At 68.8% G+C, this 18,635-nt stretch carries 19 protein-coding genes and 1 pseudogene; 8 read left to right on the plus strand and 12 right to left on the minus strand.

The window, feature by feature from the left end; all coding sequences use genetic code 11:
- Genes AC5Y30_RS06515 through AC5Y30_RS06530 form a run of 4 tightly spaced genes read right to left on the minus strand, consistent with a single transcriptional unit; the run spans position 1 to position 3,181 of the window.
- A complete protein-coding gene (locus AC5Y30_RS06515; protein WP_499917273.1) occupies positions 1–816 on the minus strand; it encodes an HAD family hydrolase in 816 nt (271 codons plus the stop codon).
- A gap of 34 nt (positions 817–850) precedes the next feature.
- On the minus strand, positions 851–1,636 hold the full coding sequence (locus AC5Y30_RS06520) for a lysophospholipid acyltransferase family protein (protein ID WP_499917274.1): 786 nt from the start codon (positions 1,634–1,636) through the stop codon (positions 851–853).
- Between the two features lie 14 nt (positions 1,637–1,650).
- Positions 1,651–2,406 (minus strand): lysophospholipid acyltransferase family protein, encoded by a 756-nt coding sequence (locus AC5Y30_RS06525; RefSeq protein ID WP_499917275.1) that lies wholly within the window; start codon positions 2,404–2,406, stop codon positions 1,651–1,653.
- A gap of 7 nt (positions 2,407–2,413) precedes the next feature.
- Positions 2,414–3,181, minus strand: coding sequence for a lysophospholipid acyltransferase family protein (locus AC5Y30_RS06530; RefSeq protein ID WP_499917276.1), 768 nt, complete (start codon positions 3,179–3,181; stop codon positions 2,414–2,416).
- Positions 3,182–3,331: 150 nt separating this feature from the next.
- On the opposite strand from AC5Y30_RS06530, the gene AC5Y30_RS06535 reads away from it, so the two are divergent.
- Both AC5Y30_RS06535 and AC5Y30_RS06540 read left to right on the plus strand, forming a co-directional pair.
- Entirely contained in the window at positions 3,332–4,882 is a 1,551-nt protein-coding gene (locus AC5Y30_RS06535; protein WP_499917277.1) for a Rieske 2Fe-2S domain-containing protein, read from the plus strand.
- The gene (locus tag AC5Y30_RS06540; RefSeq protein ID WP_499917278.1) at positions 4,879–5,220 is read left to right on the plus strand and encodes a hypothetical protein; all 342 of its coding nucleotides are present in this window, start codon (positions 4,879–4,881) and stop codon (positions 5,218–5,220) included. Before AC5Y30_RS06535 ends, AC5Y30_RS06540 begins: the two co-directional genes overlap by 4 nt.
- Before the next feature lie 8 nt (positions 5,221–5,228).
- On the opposite strand, the gene AC5Y30_RS06545 is transcribed toward AC5Y30_RS06540, so the two are convergent.
- Both AC5Y30_RS06545 and AC5Y30_RS06550 read right to left on the minus strand, forming a co-directional pair.
- A complete protein-coding gene (locus AC5Y30_RS06545; RefSeq protein ID WP_499917279.1) occupies positions 5,229–6,791 on the minus strand; it encodes a phytoene desaturase family protein in 1,563 nt (520 codons plus the stop codon).
- 61 nt (positions 6,792–6,852) lie between these two features.
- On the minus strand, positions 6,853–7,485 hold the full coding sequence (locus tag AC5Y30_RS06550) for a TetR/AcrR family transcriptional regulator (protein WP_499917280.1): 633 nt from the start codon (positions 7,483–7,485) through the stop codon (positions 6,853–6,855).
- A 69-nt stretch (positions 7,486–7,554) separates the two neighbouring features.
- Here AC5Y30_RS06550 and AC5Y30_RS06555 point away from each other — a divergent pair, with 69 nt between their 5' ends.
- Complete coding sequence (locus AC5Y30_RS06555; protein WP_499917281.1) at positions 7,555–8,037, plus strand: DUF2834 domain-containing protein; 483 nt, start codon at positions 7,555–7,557, stop codon at positions 8,035–8,037.
- On the opposite strand, the gene purT is transcribed toward AC5Y30_RS06555, so the two are convergent.
- The gene (purT, locus tag AC5Y30_RS06560; RefSeq protein ID WP_499917282.1) at positions 8,018–9,217 is read right to left on the minus strand and encodes a formate-dependent phosphoribosylglycinamide formyltransferase; all 1,200 of its coding nucleotides are present in this window, start codon (positions 9,215–9,217) and stop codon (positions 8,018–8,020) included. The genes AC5Y30_RS06555 and purT overlap by 20 nt on opposite strands.
- Entirely contained in the window at positions 9,214–10,476 is a 1,263-nt protein-coding gene (gene serS / locus AC5Y30_RS06565) for a serine--tRNA ligase (protein WP_499917283.1), read from the minus strand. The genes purT and serS overlap by 4 nt, the downstream gene beginning before the upstream one ends.
- 111 nt (positions 10,477–10,587) lie before the next feature.
- Between serS and AC5Y30_RS06570 the strand changes: the two genes are divergently transcribed.
- From AC5Y30_RS06570 to AC5Y30_RS06580, 3 genes and pseudogenes are all read left to right on the plus strand, one after another.
- Positions 10,588–11,967: a septum formation family protein gene (locus AC5Y30_RS06570; RefSeq protein WP_499917284.1), complete on the plus strand. Its 1,380-nt coding sequence runs from the start codon at positions 10,588–10,590 to the stop codon at positions 11,965–11,967.
- A gap of 4 nt (positions 11,968–11,971) precedes the next feature.
- Positions 11,972–12,397, plus strand: a pseudogene (locus tag AC5Y30_RS06575) (metallopeptidase family protein); the annotation flags it as partial.
- Positions 12,398–12,589: a hypothetical protein gene (locus AC5Y30_RS06580; RefSeq protein ID WP_499917661.1), complete on the plus strand. Its 192-nt coding sequence runs from the start codon at positions 12,398–12,400 to the stop codon at positions 12,587–12,589.
- 8 nt (positions 12,590–12,597) lie between these two features.
- Here the strand turns inward: AC5Y30_RS06580 and AC5Y30_RS06585 are convergent, their stop codons facing one another.
- Positions 12,598–13,284 carry a histidine phosphatase family protein gene (locus AC5Y30_RS06585; RefSeq protein ID WP_499917285.1) on the minus strand — a complete coding sequence of 229 codons (687 nt, stop codon included), beginning with the start codon at positions 13,282–13,284 and terminating at the stop codon, positions 12,598–12,600.
- Positions 13,281–14,225 carry a prephenate dehydratase gene (pheA, locus tag AC5Y30_RS06590; RefSeq protein WP_499917286.1) on the minus strand — a complete coding sequence of 315 codons (945 nt, stop codon included), beginning with the start codon at positions 14,223–14,225 and terminating at the stop codon, positions 13,281–13,283. The genes AC5Y30_RS06585 and pheA overlap by 4 nt, the downstream gene beginning before the upstream one ends.
- Positions 14,226–14,314: 89 nt before the next feature.
- On the opposite strand from pheA, the gene AC5Y30_RS06595 reads away from it, so the two are divergent.
- Both AC5Y30_RS06595 and AC5Y30_RS06600 read left to right on the plus strand, forming a co-directional pair.
- A complete protein-coding gene (locus tag AC5Y30_RS06595; RefSeq protein ID WP_499917287.1) occupies positions 14,315–15,109 on the plus strand; it encodes a DUF2470 domain-containing protein in 795 nt (264 codons plus the stop codon).
- A 53-nt stretch (positions 15,110–15,162) separates the two neighbouring features.
- On the plus strand, positions 15,163–16,371 hold the full coding sequence (locus tag AC5Y30_RS06600; protein WP_499917288.1) for an LCP family protein: 1,209 nt from the start codon (positions 15,163–15,165) through the stop codon (positions 16,369–16,371).
- A gap of 8 nt (positions 16,372–16,379) precedes the next feature.
- Here the strand turns inward: AC5Y30_RS06600 and AC5Y30_RS06605 are convergent, their stop codons facing one another.
- Positions 16,380–17,204: a glycerophosphodiester phosphodiesterase gene (locus AC5Y30_RS06605; RefSeq protein WP_499917289.1), complete on the minus strand. Its 825-nt coding sequence runs from the start codon at positions 17,202–17,204 to the stop codon at positions 16,380–16,382.
- Between the two features lie 4 nt (positions 17,205–17,208).
- Entirely contained in the window at positions 17,209–18,255 is a 1,047-nt protein-coding gene (locus AC5Y30_RS06610) for a DUF4328 domain-containing protein (protein ID WP_499917290.1), read from the minus strand.
- Positions 18,256–18,635 lie beyond the last annotated feature (380 nt).

The following is an 18,635-nucleotide window of genomic DNA, read 5'->3' on the forward strand; positions in this document are numbered from 1 at the left end:
CTAGAGCCACCACCGTTCCAGCACCCGGGCCACTCCGTCGTCGTTGTTGGCGGTGGTGATCTCGTCGGCGGCCACCTGCACGTCCGGATGGGCGTTGCCCATCGCCACGCCATGTCCCGCCCACCGCAGCATCGGCAGGTCGTTGGGCATGTCGCCGAACGCCACCACCTCCTCGCGCGCGATCTTGTGCGGTCGGGCGATCTCCTCGATCCCGGTGGCCTTGCTGGTCCCCGGCGGCACGATCTCGATCAGGCCGTTGTTGGTGGAGTAGGTGATGTCCGCCTCGGCACCGACATGCTTGGCCAGTTCGGCCGCCATGTCGTCGCTGCGGGCTCCGGATCGGCGAATGAGCAGTTTGATCGCCGGGGCGCTCAGCAGATCCTGGATCGACACCTCGGTGTTGTCCGGGTTCAGCCAGGCATGCTCGTAACCCGGCGAGCTGACGAACTGGGGCGTCGCCGTGTCATGCGCGCTGTCGCCGATGCGCTCCACGGCCAGCCCCGCACCGGGGATGACACGGGTCGCCAGCTCCGCCAACTCGGCCAGGGTGTCGACGGCCAAGGTGCGGGTGGACATCACCCGATCCGTCGCGGCGTCATAGATCACGGCGCCGTTGGCGCACACCGAGATCGGCGCGAAACCCAGCGCCTCGACGACGGGACGTATCCAGCGCGGCGGACGGCCGGTGGCCACCACGAACTGCGCACCGCCGGCGACGGCGGCGCGGATGGCGTCGCGGGTGCGCGGGGAGATCTTCTCGTCGTCGTCGAACAGGGTGCCGTCGACGTCGCAAGCGACGAGCGCCGGCAGCGTCATCGATACCGCCCGCGTCGGCAGCTGAGGGGGCCGCTCAATGCAGCCCGCTCTGGATCTGCCCCGGTCGCGTCACGCCGTCGGTTCCGTACCTTTGCATCCGCTCTTGCAACTCCGACAGCCGGAGGGCCCGGGAATCCTCCCGGGTGGGCGCGCTGCCGCCCAGCCGCCGCGGCACCCAGAACTCGTCCTTCGGGTGCGGATATTCCTCCTGCACCCGATAGAGCAGGTCGTTCATCGCCGAACGCAACAGCAGGTTGAGGTCCTCGGGCGTGCCCCGCGGCGCCAACGGCGGCCCGGCCGCGACCGTGATCGGAACCTTGTTGCGAAACACCTTCTTGGGATGGTCCTTCGGCCAGATCCGATGAGCGCCCCACACCACGATCGGAACGATCGGCACCTGCGCGTCCAGCGCCATGCGCGCCGCCCCGGTCTTGAACTCCCGCAGTTCGAAGCTGCGGCTGATGGTCGCCTCGGGATGCATCCCGATCAGCTCGCCCTCGCGCAAGCGTTGCACGGCCACATCGAACGCGTCGTGTCCCGACCGCCGATCCACCGGGATCAGCCGGGCGTGATTGATGACGTAGTTGACCGCCTTCACGTCGGCCATTTCCGCCTTGATCATGAAGTACGCACGCCGCCGGCGCTCACGGACGGCCATCAGCGTCGGCAGCCAGTCCAGGTAGCTGGTGTGGTTCTGGGCCAGCAAGGCGCCGCCACGCGCGGGAATGTTCTCCAGGCCGTGATAGGTGAACTTGGTGCCCTGCATCGCGACCATCGGCGGGACGACCCATTCCGCCAACCGGTAGAACCCCTCGGGCATGCCTTCTCCTTCGCCTACTGCGGCGGGTGCTCGGCCCTTTTAGCCGATCGAGCCGCCGCCTCGGTGGCCTCCATGCGAGCGGCCTCGGCCGGGGTCGGCGCGCCGCCGCCCAGCCGGCGCGGCATCCAATACGCTCCGGGCTCGCCCGGATAGCGCTCTTGCGCCCGGTGCAGCAAGGTGGTCATCGAGTCGCGCAGGGCAGCGTCGGTCTGCGCGATGTCTTCGCGCGCCCGAACCGGCGCGCCTACCTGCACAGTAATGGGTATCTTCGCGCGGCCCACATTCCGCGGGTGATCCTTGGTCCAGATCCGCTGCGCTCCCCAGACGATCACCGGCACGATCGGAACGTCCGCATCGATCGCCATCCGCGCGGCGCCGGACTTGAACTCTTTGAGCTCGAAGCTGCGGCTGATGGTGGCCTCCGGATAGACCCCCACCAGCTCACCTTCGCGTAGCCGCTGCACCGCCACCGCGTAGGCGCCCGCCCCCGCACCGCGGTCCACCGGGATGGTGCGGGTGTGCTTGATCAGGAAATTGACGGGCTTGACCTGCTGCATCTCGGCTTTGATCATGAATCTCAGCCGACGTCCCCGGCGGTGCACGGCGAGCGCGGCGGGCAGAAAGTCGACGTAGCTGGTGTGGTTGATCGCCACCACGGCGCCGCCCCGTTCGGGGATCTGCTCCTCGCCCTCGAAGGTGATCCGGGTGCCGGTGGCCTTCACCAAGAAATGCGCCAGAAGCTCCAAAGCGCGGAAGGTCGGCTCCACCATCGACTTACTACTCCGGCGCCCCTGCGGACCGGGCCCGCCGAGCCGCCCGGGCGGCCGCCTCCTCGGCCTCCAGCTGGGCCGCTTGCGCCAGGGACGGGGCGCCTCCGCCCAACCGGTGCGGCACCCAGAACTCGCCGGCCGGGTGCGGCCCGTACATTTCCTGCGCGCGTTCCAGCAGATGCTGCATGCGCGAATGCAGCAGCCCCTTGAGTTCCTCGATACCCAACGTCGGCTCGATCGGTTCGCCGACCAGCACCGCGATCGGGACCTTCGGCCGCCACAGCTTCTTCGGGTGATCCTTGGTCCAGATCCGCTGCGCGCCCCAGACGATGTGCGGAACGATCGGCACGCCGGCCTCGACGGCCATGCGGGCGGCACCCGACTTGAACTCCTTGATCTCGAAGCTGCGGCTGATCGTGGCTTCGGGGTAGACGCCGACCAGCTCACCGTCCTTGAGGTTCCGCACGGCGGCCTCGAAGGACGCCGCGCCGTCCTGCCGGTTCACCGAGATGTGCCGCAGGCTGCGCATGATCGGCCCGGTGATCTTGTGGTCGAAGACCTCCTGCTTGGCCATGAACCGCACCTTGCGGCCCAGCCCCTGCTTGTAGGCCGGTAATCCCGCGAAGGTGAAGTCCAGGTAGCCGGTGTGGTTGATCGCGATCACCGCACCGCCGCTTTTCGGCAAGTTCTCCACACCCGCGATCGTGATTTTCAGGCCCTGGGCGCGCCAGACCAGGCGGGCGAGTTGAATGACAGTCCCGTAAACCGGTTCCACAGCACCTCAGCCTAATGCTCCCCGCCGTGCGCCGTCACCGGACGGCGGTGCCGGGCCCAGGGCGCCTGCTCGCGCTAAGCTCGGGGGCTGAAAAGCCGTCATCGCCGGCCGAGGCCGTCACGGCCTCCCACCGGCCCCAGGAAGGTATCAGTGCAGGTCACCAGCGTCGGCCACGCCGGATTTCTGATCAAGAGCCAAGCGGGCAGCATCCTTTGCGACCCCTGGGTCAATCCCGCGTACTTCGCGTCCTGGTTCCCGTTCCCGGACAACAGCACCCTGGACTGGGACGAGCTGGGCGACTGCGACTACCTGTATGTGTCACACCTGCACAGGGACCACTTCGACGCGAAGAACCTGGCCGAGCACGTCAACAAGGACGCGGTGGTGTTGCTGCCGGACTTCCCGGTGCCTGATCTGCGAAACGAGTTGCAGAAGCTGGGTTTTCACCGATTCTTCGAGACCTGCGACTCGGTCAAGCACCGGCTCGGCGGCGCGGGCGGCGACCTTGACGTCATGATCATCGCCCTGCGCGCACCCGCCGACGGCCCGATCGGCGACTCGGCGCTGCTGGTTTCCGACGGCGCGACAACGGTTTTCAACATGAACGACGCGCGGCCGGTGGACCTGGACGTGCTCGCGTCCGAGTTCGGGCACGTCGATGTGCACCTGCTGCAGTACTCCGGGGCCATCTGGTACCCGATGGTCTACGACATGCCGGCCCGCGCCAAGGAATCGTTCGGCCTCCAGAAACGCCAACGGCAGATGGACCGCGCCCGCCAGTACCTGGCCCAGGTCGGGGCGACGTGGGTGGTGCCGTCGGCGGGGCCGCCCTGCTTCCTGGATCCCGAGCTGCGCGACCTCAACGACGACCACGCCGATCCGGCCAACATCTTTCCCGACCAGATGGTCTTTCTAGACCAGATGCGCAGGCACGGCCACGACGGCGGGCTGCTGATGATGCCCGGCTCGACCGCCGACTTCACCGGCTCCACCCTGAATTCGCTGACCCATCCGCTGCCCACCGACCAGGTCGAGGCCATCTTCACCACGGGCAAGGCCGACTACATCGCCGAATACGCCGAGCGGATGGCGCCCGTCATCGCCGCGGAGCGGGCGAGCTGGGCGCCCGCGAGCGGGGAGCCGCTGCTGGAACCGCTGCGCGCCCTGTTCGAGCCGATCATGTCGCAGAGCGACGAGATCTGCGACGGGATCGGCTACCCCGTCGAACTGGTGCTCGGACCGGAGACCGTGATCCTGGACTTCCCCAAAAGGGCTGTGCGGGAACGTATTCCGGATGAGAAGGTTCGTTACGGATTCGCGATAGCGCCGGAGCTGGTCCGCACCGTGCTGCGCGACGGCGAGCCGGACTGGGTCAACACCATCTTCTTGTCGACCCGTTTCAGGGCCTGGCGGGTCGGCGGTTACAACGAGTACCTCTACACGTTCTTCAAGTGCCTGACCGACGAACGGATCGCGTACGCCGACGGCTGGTTCGCCGAGACTCACGACGACTCGGCTTCGGTCACGCTGGACGGCTGGGAGATTCAGCGCCGCTGCCCACACCTCAAGGCCGACCTGTCGAAATTCGGTGTGGTGGAAGGGAACACGTTGACCTGCAACCTGCACGGGTGGCAGTGGCGCCTGGACGACGGGCGCTGCCTGACCGCCAAGGGCCACCAACTGAGGAGTTCGCGGGCGTGACCGACTCCTACGACTCCTATGATGATGGCCTGGTCCAGCTGGATCGTGCGGCGATCACGTTGCGCCGCTACCACTTTCCGTCGGGAACGTCGAAGGTGATCTCGCTCGAGGCGATCCGCGGGTACAAAGCCGAGCAGCTGGGTCTCTTCACCCAACGGTTCCGGATATGGGGCAGCTCGGACTTCCGCCGCTGGCTGCCGCTGGACATCGGCCGGCCGTTGAAGTCGACGTTGATCACGCTGGACGTCCCGGGCACCCGGCCCTCCCCCGCGTTCACCCCGGCGCGCCCCGAGGAGTTCACCGCCCTGTTGGACGAACTGCTGAGCCTGCGCGGTTAGGGCGCCGCTCAGCGGTCCCGGTCGGCGAGCGCTTGTCGCGCGGCGTTGTAGCCGGGGATGAAGGTGATACCGGGGCCGCCGTGGCAGCCCGCGCTGCCCAGGTAGAGCCCTTCGACGGGGATCGGCTGGCCGAGGAACCCCCGCGGCCCGGGCCGATTGGGACCGATCTGGTTGGCATTCAACAGTCCGTGGCAGTAGTCGCCGCCGGGGGCGCCGAACATCACGCCCATGTGCTTGGGCGTGAAGGTGGTGTGCCGGATGATGCTGCGCTCGAAATTCGGGGCTAGCCGGGTGACCTTGTCGATCACCCGCCGGCCCATCTCGACCTTGGCCTGCCCGTAGTCCACCTCGCCCTCGATCGGGAAGAACAGTGCGAAAGCCGACGCGGCGTGCTTGCCCTGCGGCGCGAGGTCCGGGTCGTTCTGCGATGGGATCTGCAATACGACCGTCGGGTCGGCCGGGACGATTCCGCGGCGCGCGTCCTCCCACTGCTGCTGGACCTCTTCGGGCGTGCAGAACAGGCCGATCGAGGCCTGCATGGCCGGTGAGTTCAGGGCCTCGTAGGGCGGGGCGAAGACGGGCGCCTCCTCCAGCGCGAAGTGCATCTGCAGGTAGCTGCCGCGGTGGTCGATGCGTGCGTAGCGTTCCCGGAGATCGGCGGGAAGAGCGGCGGGATCGATCATCTCATTGAGCGTGACGTCCGGCGCGATGCCGGAGATCACGATCGGGGCAGCCAGCGTTTCGCCCGCCTCGGTGCGCACCCCGGTCACCCGTCCGTCGGCGACCAGGATCTCGGTCACCTTGGTACGCAACCGGAGTTCGCCGCCGTGGCCGGCCAGCACGTCGCACAGGTGCGAGGTGAGCGCGCCGATGCCGCCGCGCAGCTTCTTCATCTGCATGCTGTCGCCGTCGGGAACGCCGAGGCCGAAGGCGAGCGCGGCCGCACTGCCCGGCGTGGCGGGACCCCGGTAGAGCGTGTTCACGGCCAGCACGGTCATCGAGCCACGCAGCGCTGCATGCTTCTCGTGGTCCGGCAGGTAACGGTCCAGCACGTCGGTGACCGATCCGAACAGCATGTCGTCGATCGCCGAGCGCTCGAATTCGTTTGTGGCGCAGGCATACATCTCGTCGATGCTCTTGGGTGGTGTTCCGGCCTCGAATCGGCCCAGGGCGCGGGTAGGCCCCTGACTCCACGCCATCAGGCCCGCCATGCCGTTGACGGCGTCGGCGCCATGCACCTCGTTGAGATGGGTGAACAGCTTGACGGGGTCGCTGTACTGCACCAGCGGATCGTCGCCGACGCCGCGCACGGCCACCGACATCACGTCCAGGTCGATCGTGGGTATGGTGTCCAGGCCCAGCTCGTCGACCACAACCTGGGAGGTCGGGAATTGCACCGAGCCGGCGATCTCGAACTGGTAGCCGTCGAAAAGCTCTACCGTGGAAGCCATGCCGCCCGCGTACAGCTTGGGATCCAGGCACACGGTCTTCAGCCCGGCCTTCTGCAGCAGCACCGCCGCGGTCAGCCCGTTATGGCCGGCACCGATAACTATCGCGTCGTAATCAGTCATGTCCTGCCCTCCGGAAAGGAGGCTCGCACGACGGCAAAGTTTTGTCAATTATGACGAAACTTTAGGGTCGCGTCGCCGTGACCCAGGAATCGGTGATCCCGGCCCGCAGCGACTCCAGCGCCGCATGGCACAGTCGCGCCAGTTCGCCCAGAGACCGTTCGTCACTGACCATCCAGACCTCCATCGCGCCGAACACCGCGGCCGCAATGCATCTGGCGGTCACCGCGGCCCGCACCCGTTGGTCCGTCGTCGGGGGCGCGCCATTGGCCCGGCGGCTGCGCCGTTGCAGCTGAGCGCCGATGGCGTCGGCGAAGTCGGCCTGGACCTCCCGGATGTGCCGGACGATGCGGCCGGGATCCAGCTCGTCCTGCCGCAGTGCGGCGATTTTGGTCACGGCGTCGACGTCGTACGGGAAAGAGAAGATGGCCGCCTGCACCGAATCGATGATGGGTTCGCCGGCCGGCCGGTCATCCAGCGCGGACCGGAACCAATGCAGCCCGGTGTAGTCGGCGAACAGCAGGTCGTGCTTGGAGCCGAAGTGGCGGTAGAACGTTCGCAGCGACACCCCGGCGTCGGCGGCGATCTGCTCGGCCGACGTGTCCTCCACGCCCTGGGCGAGGAATCGCACCAGGGCGGCCTGGCGGAGCGCTTCGCGGGTGCGCTCGCTGCGCGCCGTCTGAGCGGGCCTGACCATGGGAAGAAGGTACCAAGAAATCTTTTGACATTATTGACAAAACTTTCGATTGCGCGCGACACTTCGCGCATGGCCTCGATCATCATTCACTTTCTGCTGGGACTCGCCTGCATCGCCGGCATCATCGCGTCCAACCCGAAGGTCTACGCCAGACCCGAAGGTGGGCCGTGGCTTTCGCCGTTGGAATGCGTGTATTACGTCGCCGGCATTGCGTCGATCGTGCTGGGTTACTGGTTCAACATTCACTTCGTGATGGCGGCGCACGGCCAGGGCAACCTGATCTCCGGGCCGGCCAGCTATCCGGAATTCATCAAGGGCCAATTCGCCACCCCGGCCTGCGGGTCGGGAAACCAGGACTACATGATCGCGAATGTGATTCTGATGCCGGTGTTTACCATCATCGACGGCCTCCGGCGCGGTATCCGGCGGCCGTGGCTGTTCTTCCTGTCCAGTTTCTTCACCAGCTTCGCGTTTCCGTTCGCCTTCTACTTCGCGACGATGGAACGCCAGCGCCGGCACGAGCGCGCCGCGGTCACACCGGTCGCGGCCTGACCCGGCTCGCCGCCTCGACCGCGTTGCGACGCGCGGTGTCGACGTCCTCGGCATGCGCCAGTGCGACACCCATGCGCCGTTTGACGAAGCTTTCCGGCTTTCCGAACAGGCGCAGGTCGCTGCGCGGCACCCGAAGCGCGTCGTCCACGCCGTCGAAGGCGACGCCCTTGGCGTCCACGCCGCCGTAGATCACCGCGCTGGCGCCCGGCGTCCTGCACGTGGTGTCGACCGCGAGCCCCAGGATGGCGCGGGCGTGCAACTCGAATTCGTTCTGCCACTGGGTGATCAGCGTGACCATACCGGTGTCGTGCGGCCGGGGGCTGACCTCGTTGAACCACACATGGTCGCCCTTGACGAACAGCTCGACCCCGAAAATCCCCTGCCCGCCCAGCCTTTCGGTGATGGCTCGGGCGATCAGCTGAGCGTTGTGCAGCGCGGCCGCCGACATCGGGTGCGGTTGCCAGCTCTCGACGTAGTCGCCGCTGACCTGCTTGTGCCCGATCGGCGCGCAGAAATGCGTGCCCACCTCGCCGTCGTCGCCGCGCGCCCGGACCGTCAAAAGTGTTATCTCGTAATCGAAGTCGACGAATCCCTCGACGATGACACGGCCGTGGCTCACTCGGCCGCCGGCCAGCGCATAGGCCCAGGCCGCCGCGACGTCGTCGGGTCCGTCGAGCTTGCTCTGGCCCTTGCCCGAGCTGCTCATCACCGGTTTGACGACGCAGGGGTAACCGATGACCTCGGCGGCTGCCTGCAATTCGGCCGGCGAATCGCAGAACCGGTACGGACTGGTGGGCAGGCCGAGGGTCTCGGCCGCCAGGCGCCGGATGCCCGCCCGGTCCATGGTCAGGCGCGCCGCGAGGGCGGTGGGGATCACCCGCACCACGCCGGCGGCTTCCAGTTCCTCGAGCGCTCCGGTGGCGATGGCCTCGATCTCCGGAACGACCACATCCGGCCTCTCGGCCTCGATCAGGGCCTTGAGCTGTTTCGGATCCGACATCGCGATGGTCCGCGCGTGGTGGGCGACCTGCTGGCCCGGCGCGTTGTCGTAGGAGTCGACCGCGATGGTCTCCACCCCGAGGCGCTGCAGCGCGATCACCACCTCGCGGCCGAGTTCGCCGGAGCCGAGCAGCATGACCCTGGTTGCGTCCGGCGACAGTGGCGTTCCGATGGTGGTCATCGAGCGACGGGCTCCAACACCTCGGCACCGACGAACGGCACCAGCGCCTCGGGCACCCGCACGCTGCCGTCGGGTTGCTGGTGGTTCTCCAGGATCGCCACCAGCCAGCGCGTGGTGCCCAGCGTTCCGTTGAGCGTGGCCGCGGTCTGCGGTTTGCCCGCCTCGTCGCGATACCGGGTCGCCAGCCGGCGGGCCTGGAAGGTGGTGCAGTTCGACGTCGACGTGAGCTCGCGGTAGGTGCCCTGGGTGGGAACCCAAGCCTCACAATCGAATTTGCGGGCGGCCGACGAGCCGAGATCGCCCGCGGCGACGTCGATCACTCGATACGGAACCTCGATCCGGGTCAGCATGTCGCGCTGCCAGCCCAGCAGGCGCTGGTGTTCGGCCTCGGCGTCGGTGGGTGTGCAGTAGACGAAGCCCTCGACCTTGTCGAACTGATGCACCCGGATGATGCCGCGGGTGTCCTTGCCGTAGCTGCCGGCCTCGCGGCGGAAGCACGACGACCATCCCGCGTAGCGCAGCGGGCCGCCGGACAGGTCGAGGATCTCGCCGGAGTGATAACCGGCCAGCGGCACCTCCGAGGTGCCCACCAGGTAGAGGTCGTCGGCCTCGACCCGGTAGACCTCGTCGGCGTGCGCGCCGAGGAATCCGGTGCCGGCCATCACCTCCGGGCGCACCAGCACCGGAGGGATCATCGGAACGAAGCCGTTCTCGACGGCCAGCCGCAACGCGAGCTGCAACAGGCCGAGCTGGAGCAGCGCGCCCTTACCGGTCAGGAAGTAGAACCGCGACCCGGACACCTTGGCGCCGCGCTGCATGTCGATGAGCCCGAGCGATTCGCCGAGCTCCAGGTGGTCCTTCGGGTCGTCGATCGCGGCGGGCTCGCCGACCACGTCGAGGACGGCGAAGTCGTCCTCCCCGCCGGCGGGCACCCCGTCGATGACGACGTTGGAGATCGCCATGTGCGCCGCGGTGAACGCCGTCTCCGCGTCGGCCTGTGCGGTTTCGGCGGCCTTCACCTGCTCGGCCAGCTCCTTCGCATGCGCCAGCTTGGCCGGACGCTCCTCGGGAGACGCCGCGCCGACGCTCTTGCTCGCGGACTTCTGCTCGGCCCGCAGGCCGTCGGCCGACGAGATCGCCGCCCGGCGGGCGGCGTCGGCCGACAACAGGGCGTCTACCAGCGACGGGTCCTCCCCGCGACTGAGTTGGGAGCGGCGCACGGCGTCGGGGTTCTCCCGGAGCAGCTTCAGGTCGATCACGGCCCTGAGACTACTTTCACCGCTTTCGGCCGGCGGCCGGAGCATCACCCGCGATGGTCGCAGGACTCACATCAGTAACTTTTGTCAAGCATCCCAGGCGCTGCTGTCAGAATGGAGCGGATGTCGCAAGCGCCCGAGAAAGAACTGTTGGAAGGCCGGGGGGACGATTCGTCCGTCGCCTCGACCGATCAGTCGTCCGATCAGGAGTCGTCGGCCTTCCTGTGGCCGCGCAGCCTGCAGGCCCGGGCGACCCGGCGCGCGTTGCTGCTGACGGCGCTCGGCGGGCTGTTGATCGCGGGGCTGGTCACCGCGATCCCGGCCGGGGGTCCCGGATCGGGCCGGTTCCTCGACAGCAGCCCCGTGCGCAGCACCGGCACCAAGAGCGATGCCGCCTTCAACCGGGCAGGCACCGGGGAATGCCTGATGTGGCCGGACACCACTCCGGAATCGGCGAAGATCGTCAACTGCGGCGACGACCACAAGTTCGAGGTCGCCGAATCCATTGACATGCGGACGTTCCCGGGCGCCGAGTACGGACCCAACGCCGCGCCGCCGACGCCCGCGCGCATTCAGCAGATCACCCAGGAACAGTGCGAGGCCGCCGTCCGCAGTTACCTGGGCCCCAAGTTCGATCCGAACAGCAAGTTCACCGTCAGCCTGCTGTGGCCCGGCGACCGGGCCTGGCGCCAGTCCGGCGATCGCCGCATGCTGTGCGGCCTGCAGCTGCCCGGCATGAGCAACCAGCAGCAGGCCTTCAAGGGCAAGGTCGCCGACGTCGACCAGTCCAAGGTCTGGCCGACCGGCACCTGCCTGGGCATCGATTCGGCGACCAACCAGCCGACCGATGCGCCGGTTGACTGCGCGGCGCCGCACGCCATGGAAGTCACCGGCACCGTCAACTTGGGCGAGAAGTTCCCCGGTGGCCTGCCCGCCGAGCCCGACCAGGACGGCTTCATCAAAGACTCGTGCACCAAGATGACGGACGCGTACCTGGCGCCGGTCAAGCTGCGCACCACCACGCTGACGCTGATCTATCCGACTGTGCCGCTGGCCAGTTGGACGGCCGGCAGCCGCGAAGTGGCCTGCAGCATCGGCGCCACGCTGGGCAACGGCGGCTGGGCCACCCTGCTGAACAGCGCCAAGGGTCAGTTGCTGATCAACGGCCAACCGCCGGTGCCGCCGCCCGACATTCCCGAAGAGCGGCTCACCATGCCGCCGATTCCCCTTCAGGTTCCGGCGCAGCCGCCGGCCACCCAGACCGGTCCCGGCCCGACCCCGGAAATCCCGCCGAACAACCAGCACCTGCCCGGCCAGCAGCCGGCTCAGCAACCCCAGCAGGCCCCGCAGCAGCAGGCTCCCGCCCAGCAGGCCCCACCGCCCGCGGACAACGGCGCCCCACCGGCCAATCCGGCACCCGAGGCGCCCCAGCCCGCGCCACCGGCGAACCCCGCGCCACCGGCGCCACCCGCCGAGCCGCCGCCGGGAGGCTAGCCGGGTGTCCGTGCGGATGAATCCGCAACGCTTCGACGAACTGGTCTCCGACGCCCTCGACCTGATCCCGCCCGAGCTGGCCGCCGCCATGGACAACGTCGTCGTCCTGGTCGAAGACCGCCATCCCGAGGATGCCGAACTGCTCGGGCTGTACGAGGGCGTGGCTCTGACCGAGCGAGACTCGGACTACTCGGGCTCGCTGCCGGATGCCATCACCATCTATCGCGACGCGCTGCTGGACGTGTGCGAATCCGAGGACGAGGTCGTCGACGAAGTGGCCATCACGGTGATCCACGAGATCGCGCACCACTTCGGCATCGACGACGACCGGCTGCACGAGCTGGGCTGGGCCTGAGCGCCTCGCACGCCCCCCCGGATTTCCCGGCGCGGCATCCCGGATTTGTCCGCGCCGGGTGCTATGAACTCACCTATGAGCATTGACTGCCGCGACTGCCGGGCAGGCTTAGATCACTGTCACGGCACCATCATTCGCCATGCCCTGCACCGGTCGGAATGCACGGAGCCGGACTGCTTCACCCCTGAGTTGTTGCCGCACGCCTTCGTGGTCGACTGCGACGCCGTCGGCTGCGCGTGCACCGAAGTCATCGCGCTGGCCGTCTGAGCGAGAGGTCAGCCCATCGGATCGGTGCCTGACCGCACCGCGTCCGCGACCGGGGTCGCTTCTTCCTTCGGATAGAACGGCGGCGTCAAGCTTCCCCACCGCACGCAACTCCACCGCCCGTCGGTGATCGGGGTCAACGCCACCGATTCTGTGTTGTCCAGGTGATTGTCCAGCGCGAAGTCGGCCTCCACACCCGCCAGGACCGCGGCCGCCAGCCGGATCGCCGCGCCATGGCTGACGACGACGATGTCGCCCTGGAAGTCGTGGTTGTCGAGATAACGCAGGCGCAGCTCGGTGAGCACCGGTACGTAGCGGTCCAGCACGTCGTTGCCGGTTTCGCCGCCGGGCAGCGCGACGTCGAGTTCGCCGTGGTGCCAGCGCTCGTAGATCGCGTTGAACTCGGCGACCGCGTCGTCGTCGTTGCGGTTTTCCAGCCGCCCGACCTGGACCTCGTGGACGCCGGCCATCTCGATGGAAGGCATCTCGAGCTCACTCCCGATCACCGCGGCGGTCTGCAACGCCCGGGTGGCCGCCGAGTGTCCGAGCATCGCCGGCCGCCCCGAATGGCGGGCGAACGCGCGGGCCTGGTCGCGCCCCAACGGAGTCAGCTCCGCGCCCGGCGGGCGTGTGTCGAGTCGGCGCTCGACGTTTCCGAAGGACTGGCCGTGTCGCACCAGGATCAGTCGACCTCTCACCGCTGCGCCCCCCGCGCGTCGGGCTTGCCGTCGAGCAGCTGTGTGAGCCAGCGCGCGGCCTCGTCCGCCGGTGGCGGCAACGCTCCGGCGGGCGAGCCGGTGGGCCAAGATCCTAGGTATCGCACATCAGCACAACGACGGTATAGCGCTTTGAGTGCCTCGGCGACCGCGTCGTCGTCGATATGACCAACACAATCGGCGAAGAATCGGTAGGTGCCGAGTCCGGTTCGGGTGGGCCGGGATTCGATGCGGGTGAGGTCTATGCCACGGACACCGAATTCGGCGAGCGCGGCCAGCAACGCGCCGGGCGCGTTGTCGATGCGCAGCACCACCGAGGTGCGATCGGCCCCGGTGCGCGCCGGCGGCGGCCCCGGGCGACCGACCAGAAGGAAGCGGGTGCGGGCGTTGACTTCGTCGACGACCCCGTCGGCCAGGGCGGCCAGCCCCCAGCGCTCGGCGGCCAGCGGGGAGGTCACCGCGGCGTCGACGTGTCCCTCCGCCACCTGTTGGGCGGCGTCGGCGTTGGAGTAGGCCGGCCGCAGCGCGGCATCGGGCAGGTTGGCGGCCACCCAGTGGCGCACCTGGGCCGCCGCCACACTGAAGGCGGCCAGCGTTCGCACATCCCCGGCGCTGCGGCCCGGTTTGACCACGATGCTGAACGCGATGTTCAGGGTCGTTTCGGCGAACACCTGTAGGGGTGAGCCGATGGCCAGGCTGTCCAGCGTGGGCGTCACGGAACCGTCGATCGAATTCTCGATCGGGACGCAGGCGTAGTCGGCGGCGCCATCGCGCACGGCGTCCAGCGCCGCGGAGTTGCTTTCGACGGGCGAGGATCGAAATTCACCCAACCCGTTGTCGGGGACCAGGCCGGCGGCGGTGATCTGTCGCAGCGCCGCCTCGGTGAACGTCCCCTCCGGACCGAGGTATGCGATGCGGGCCACGCCCCAACCCTAGCGGCGGGCAGGCCGGAAAACCCTTGCGACGACACCGCCGGTAAGTTAACTTAGGCTTACCTAAGCGAAGGATGAGAATGGTATTACCGTCAAGCTGCCCCGCCCCGACCACCGCCGAACGCATCCGCAGCGCCTGCGTCCGCGCCAGCGGCGCGCTGCTTGCCATCGAGCATGCCGACCCGGTCGCCACCCCGGTGCATCACCTGATGGCCGACGGGTCCGTTGCGCTGGCGGTTCCGGTCGAACGGGAACGCGAGCTCACGCGTCCCATTTCGGGATCCCCAGCGCTGCTGGAGCTGACCGACTACGCGCCGCTCCCCCTGCGCGAACCGGTCCGTTCGCTGGTCTGGGTGCGCGGGCACCTCCAGGAGGTGCACCCGGCCGAGATCGTCGACACGCTCGACCTGATCGCCGCCGAATGCCCTGATCCGGCCCTGCTGGGCGTCGAAACCCCGCGATGCGCTCCCGCCCACGGCAACGAGCCGCGCTACACGCTGTTGCGGCTCGAGATCGCCTCGGTGGTCGTCACCGATGCCACCGGCGCGGAGCCGGTCAGCGTGGCCGACCTGCTCGGCGCGCGGCCCGACCCGTTCTGCGCGCTCGAGTCGAACCTGCTGTGGCATTTGGACACCGCCCACAGCGACATCCTGGCGCGGCTGGTGTCCAGGCTCCCGGCGCCGCTGCGCCGCGGGCACGTGCGGCCCCTCGGACTGGACCGCTACGGCGTCCGGTTCCGCGTCGAGGGCGACGACCGCGATCACGACGTCCGGCTGCCGTTCCACAAACCGGTCGACGACATGACCGGCCTGAGCCAGGCCATCCGGGTGCTGATGGGATGCCCGTTCATCAACGGTCTTCGCGCGCGCGGTTAGCCGAAGCCGCGGCGTACCAACGCGGCGGGGGCCCGGGCACGTAGGTTAACCGGGTGAACGGCGACCGATCACCGCAGCGGCGGCGGCCCGCAGGGTCGAGCCCGCCCCCGCGACCGCGCCCCGGGCAACCGGGCGCCGAACCGCCGCAGGTGATCCGCCGTCCGGACACGCCGCCGCCGTCGCCGAACGAAAAGACCCAGCCGCTGCATCGACGGACGACGCCACCCCCTCCTGCGGCCGCTTCGCCGGCGCCGCGGGTCGCGCCGCCCCGACCGCAAGCGCCGAGCCGCAAGCCGGGCAAGCTCCGCTGGGTTCGCAGGATGGCGGCGGCCCTGCTGGTCGGCGTGTTGCTGATCGGTGCGGGCATCACCGCCGGGGCCGTCTGGTTCGACTACAAACTGCACCGCGAGCGGGTGTTCGACGACTATCCCGGCCGCCCCGCGGCCGGCCGCGGCACCAACTGGCTGATCGTCGGGTCGGACAGCCGTCAGGGGCTCAGCGCCGAGCAGCAACAGGACCTGGCCACGGGCGGCGACATCGGTAACGGCCGTACCGACACGATCCTGCTGGTTCACCTGCCCAGTCTCGGATCCGCCGCGCCGACGACCATGGTGTCCATCCCGCGCGACTCCTACGTGCCCATCCCGGGCCTCGGCAAGGACAAGATCAACGCCGCGTTCGCGACGGGCGGTGCGCAGTTGCTGATTCAGACGGTGGAGCGGGCCACCGGGCTGCGCCTCGATCATTACGCCGAGATAGGTTTCGGCGGGTTCGCCGCGCTCGTGGACGCGCTCGGCGGGGTGACCGTATGCCCGAAGGCGCCGGTCGACGACCCCTTGGCCGGCATCGCCTTGCCGGCCGGCTGCCAGACCCTGACCGGTCGCAACGCCCTCGGGTACGTCAGATCGCGCGACACCCCGCGCGCCGACCTGGACCGAATGGTCAATCAACGGCAGTTCGTTACGGCGCTGCTGCATCGCGCCGCCAGCCCTGCGGTGTGGCTCAATCCGTGGCGCTGGTACGCGGTGACTCGCGCAGCCGCCGACGCCCTGACCGTCGACCAGTTCGACCACGTCTGGGACCTGGCCCGGCTCGGCTGGGCACTACACGGGACGCCCACCGCGATGACGGTCCCGATCGGGGATTTCACCAGCGGCGGCGCCGGCTCAGTCGTGGTGTGGAACCACGACGAGGCGGCCAGGTTGTTCCAGGCGTTGGCGTCCGACGCGCCGGTGCCTGCCGCATCGGGCGAGCAACAGTAGCGGTCGGTCTAACCGCCGCCCTCGCCCGCGCGGTTGCCCCGCAGCCACGCCTTGGTGCGCCCCGGGTGGTGCGTGGCCAGCCACGCCACCCCGACGTCGCGGCAGAAATCGATGTCCTCGTAGTCGTCGACGTTCCAGCAGTAGACCGCCCTGCCCTGGGCGATCGCGCGGTCGGCGAGCTGGGGATAGTCCTTCAGCGTCGTCAGCGAAGGCCCGACGGCGGTGGCGCCGACGGCGGTGGCCGCGCCGCTGGTCAGATAGCGCGCGGTCTTGCCGAGCAGCACCGTCGGCAGCAGCGGCGCGGCCCGCCGGATCCGCCAGACCGCGGACGCCGAGAACGACATCACCACCGCGCGGGACCGGTCTGCCGATGCGGGTGCGGCGATGCCGAAACGGTGCAGCGCCGCGAGCAGCTTGGTCTCCACCAACGAGCCATACCGGACCGGGTGTTTGGTTTCGATGAACAGCTTCACCGGCCGACGCCAATCCAGCACGAGCGAAACCAGCGCGTCCAGCGTCAACAAACTCGTGTCTCCGTGCGTGCCGTCTTCGCGCCAGCTGTCGTGCCACGCCCCGTACTCGAGCTCGCGCAGCTCGGCGAGCGTCATCGTGCTGACCAAACCCGCCCCGGTCGAGGTCCGGTCCAGCCGGCGGTCGTGCACACACACCAGATGTCCGTCACGCGTCAGTCGCACGTCGCATTCGACGCCGTCGGCGCCCTCTTTGAGTGCGAGATCGTAGGCGGCCAGTGTGTGTTCGGGCCGCGCGGCCGAGGCGCCGCGGTGGGCGACGACATAGGGGTGCGCGGCGAGCACCTCGTCGGCCCACGTCATACCCCTATGCTGCCGGTTCCTGCCCCTTCAACTCAACCGGATCGGTCGACGCCGGCGCGGCGGGCCGGTCGTCGGGAACCGCGACCCAGCGATGCGCGGGCCGCGCGACGGGTTTGCGCTGGAATCCCTCGAAGACGCGGGTGGCGGCAGCCAGCGTCGCGGCCGCGAAGAGGTACGCGAAGACCATCAGAACGGTGTTGTTGGCGATGCCCTGCGCGTCGGTGGCGAAGCTGGTCGCGATGGCCGCGATGGACACGGCGTAGCTGCACACCCACGCGCCCCACCACTGAAGGATGGCCTTGCGCAGGTGGGCGTAATGCTCTTCGAGTAGCGCCAGCTCGATCACGTACACCGGGGCCCACAGCAGGTTGGCCAGCGGCACGACGCAGCCCGCCCACAGCGCCCGTGGCGAGCGTTGTTCAGGCAACGCGTGATGGGCGAAAACGGCGGCGCGGCGGGCGATCATCCAACGGATCAGCTGCACGCCCGAGGCGATCACGGCCGCACCCGCGCCAACGCTGGCGAGCACGCCGAGCCAGTCCGCTCCGATCGCGACCCATGAGTTCAGCAACGTGTTCCGGTTGATCACCAGCAGCACGTACCGCACCACGTAGACCAGGGCGGCGATGCTGAGCACCAGAACGCTGACGAAGGAGGTGGTGCGGACGATCTGCGCGGGCGGCCCGGCCTGCGCGGGTGCTGCCGCGGCGGCAGCCGTCTGCTCGACGCGGTCGGTCAATCCCCAGCGCGGTATGACGGCGTAGCGAGGCGTGGGGCCGAGTGGACGGCGGCCGCGGCGGGTCGTCGGCGCTGCCCCGGGCCGCACCGCTATCCAGCGGTAGCCCGGCGGCAGCCGCGGCGGCGTGCGCTGCCACCTCGGCGCCGCCGGCGGGCGCGCCTGCGTCGGTGCGCCGGGCGCACTCCACCGCGGGTCGGCCGGGGGGCCATCCTGCGTGGGCGCCATCAGGGCCCCACGGCAGCGGGGACACCATTCGCGTTGTCGATCGCGCACGTTCCAGCGCGTGCCGCACTGGGAGCACACCTGGATCACCGGACCAGACTAACGCCGTCTCGACGCGGGCCGGGGGACCGCCGGCCGCGGCCCGCGCGCGACGTCCGTAGGAGCCAACTCGGCAACCGACCCACCCGCCGAAGACTATCCACAGTTTCCACAGGTTTATCCACACCCCCGAAGTGGGTACAGAAAGCATCGCTACAGCCTCTGGCGGCAGACCGTATTGTCTCTGTGGATAACAAGCCGGGCTTCCACCCACGTCCCGACGGCCCCCAGCCCGGTCGCTGAGCGAAATAACTTGCCTTGCTAAGCAATGGCACGGCCGTACCAGCCGCCGATCCGTGTCCCCCGGATGCCCTGCGGTTATCGCCAACGCAGAGCTCAGTGCATCATTTCTCAAGCTCGCCATGAAGCGC

This window comes from Mycobacterium sp. NGS27, from assembly GCF_059813005.1.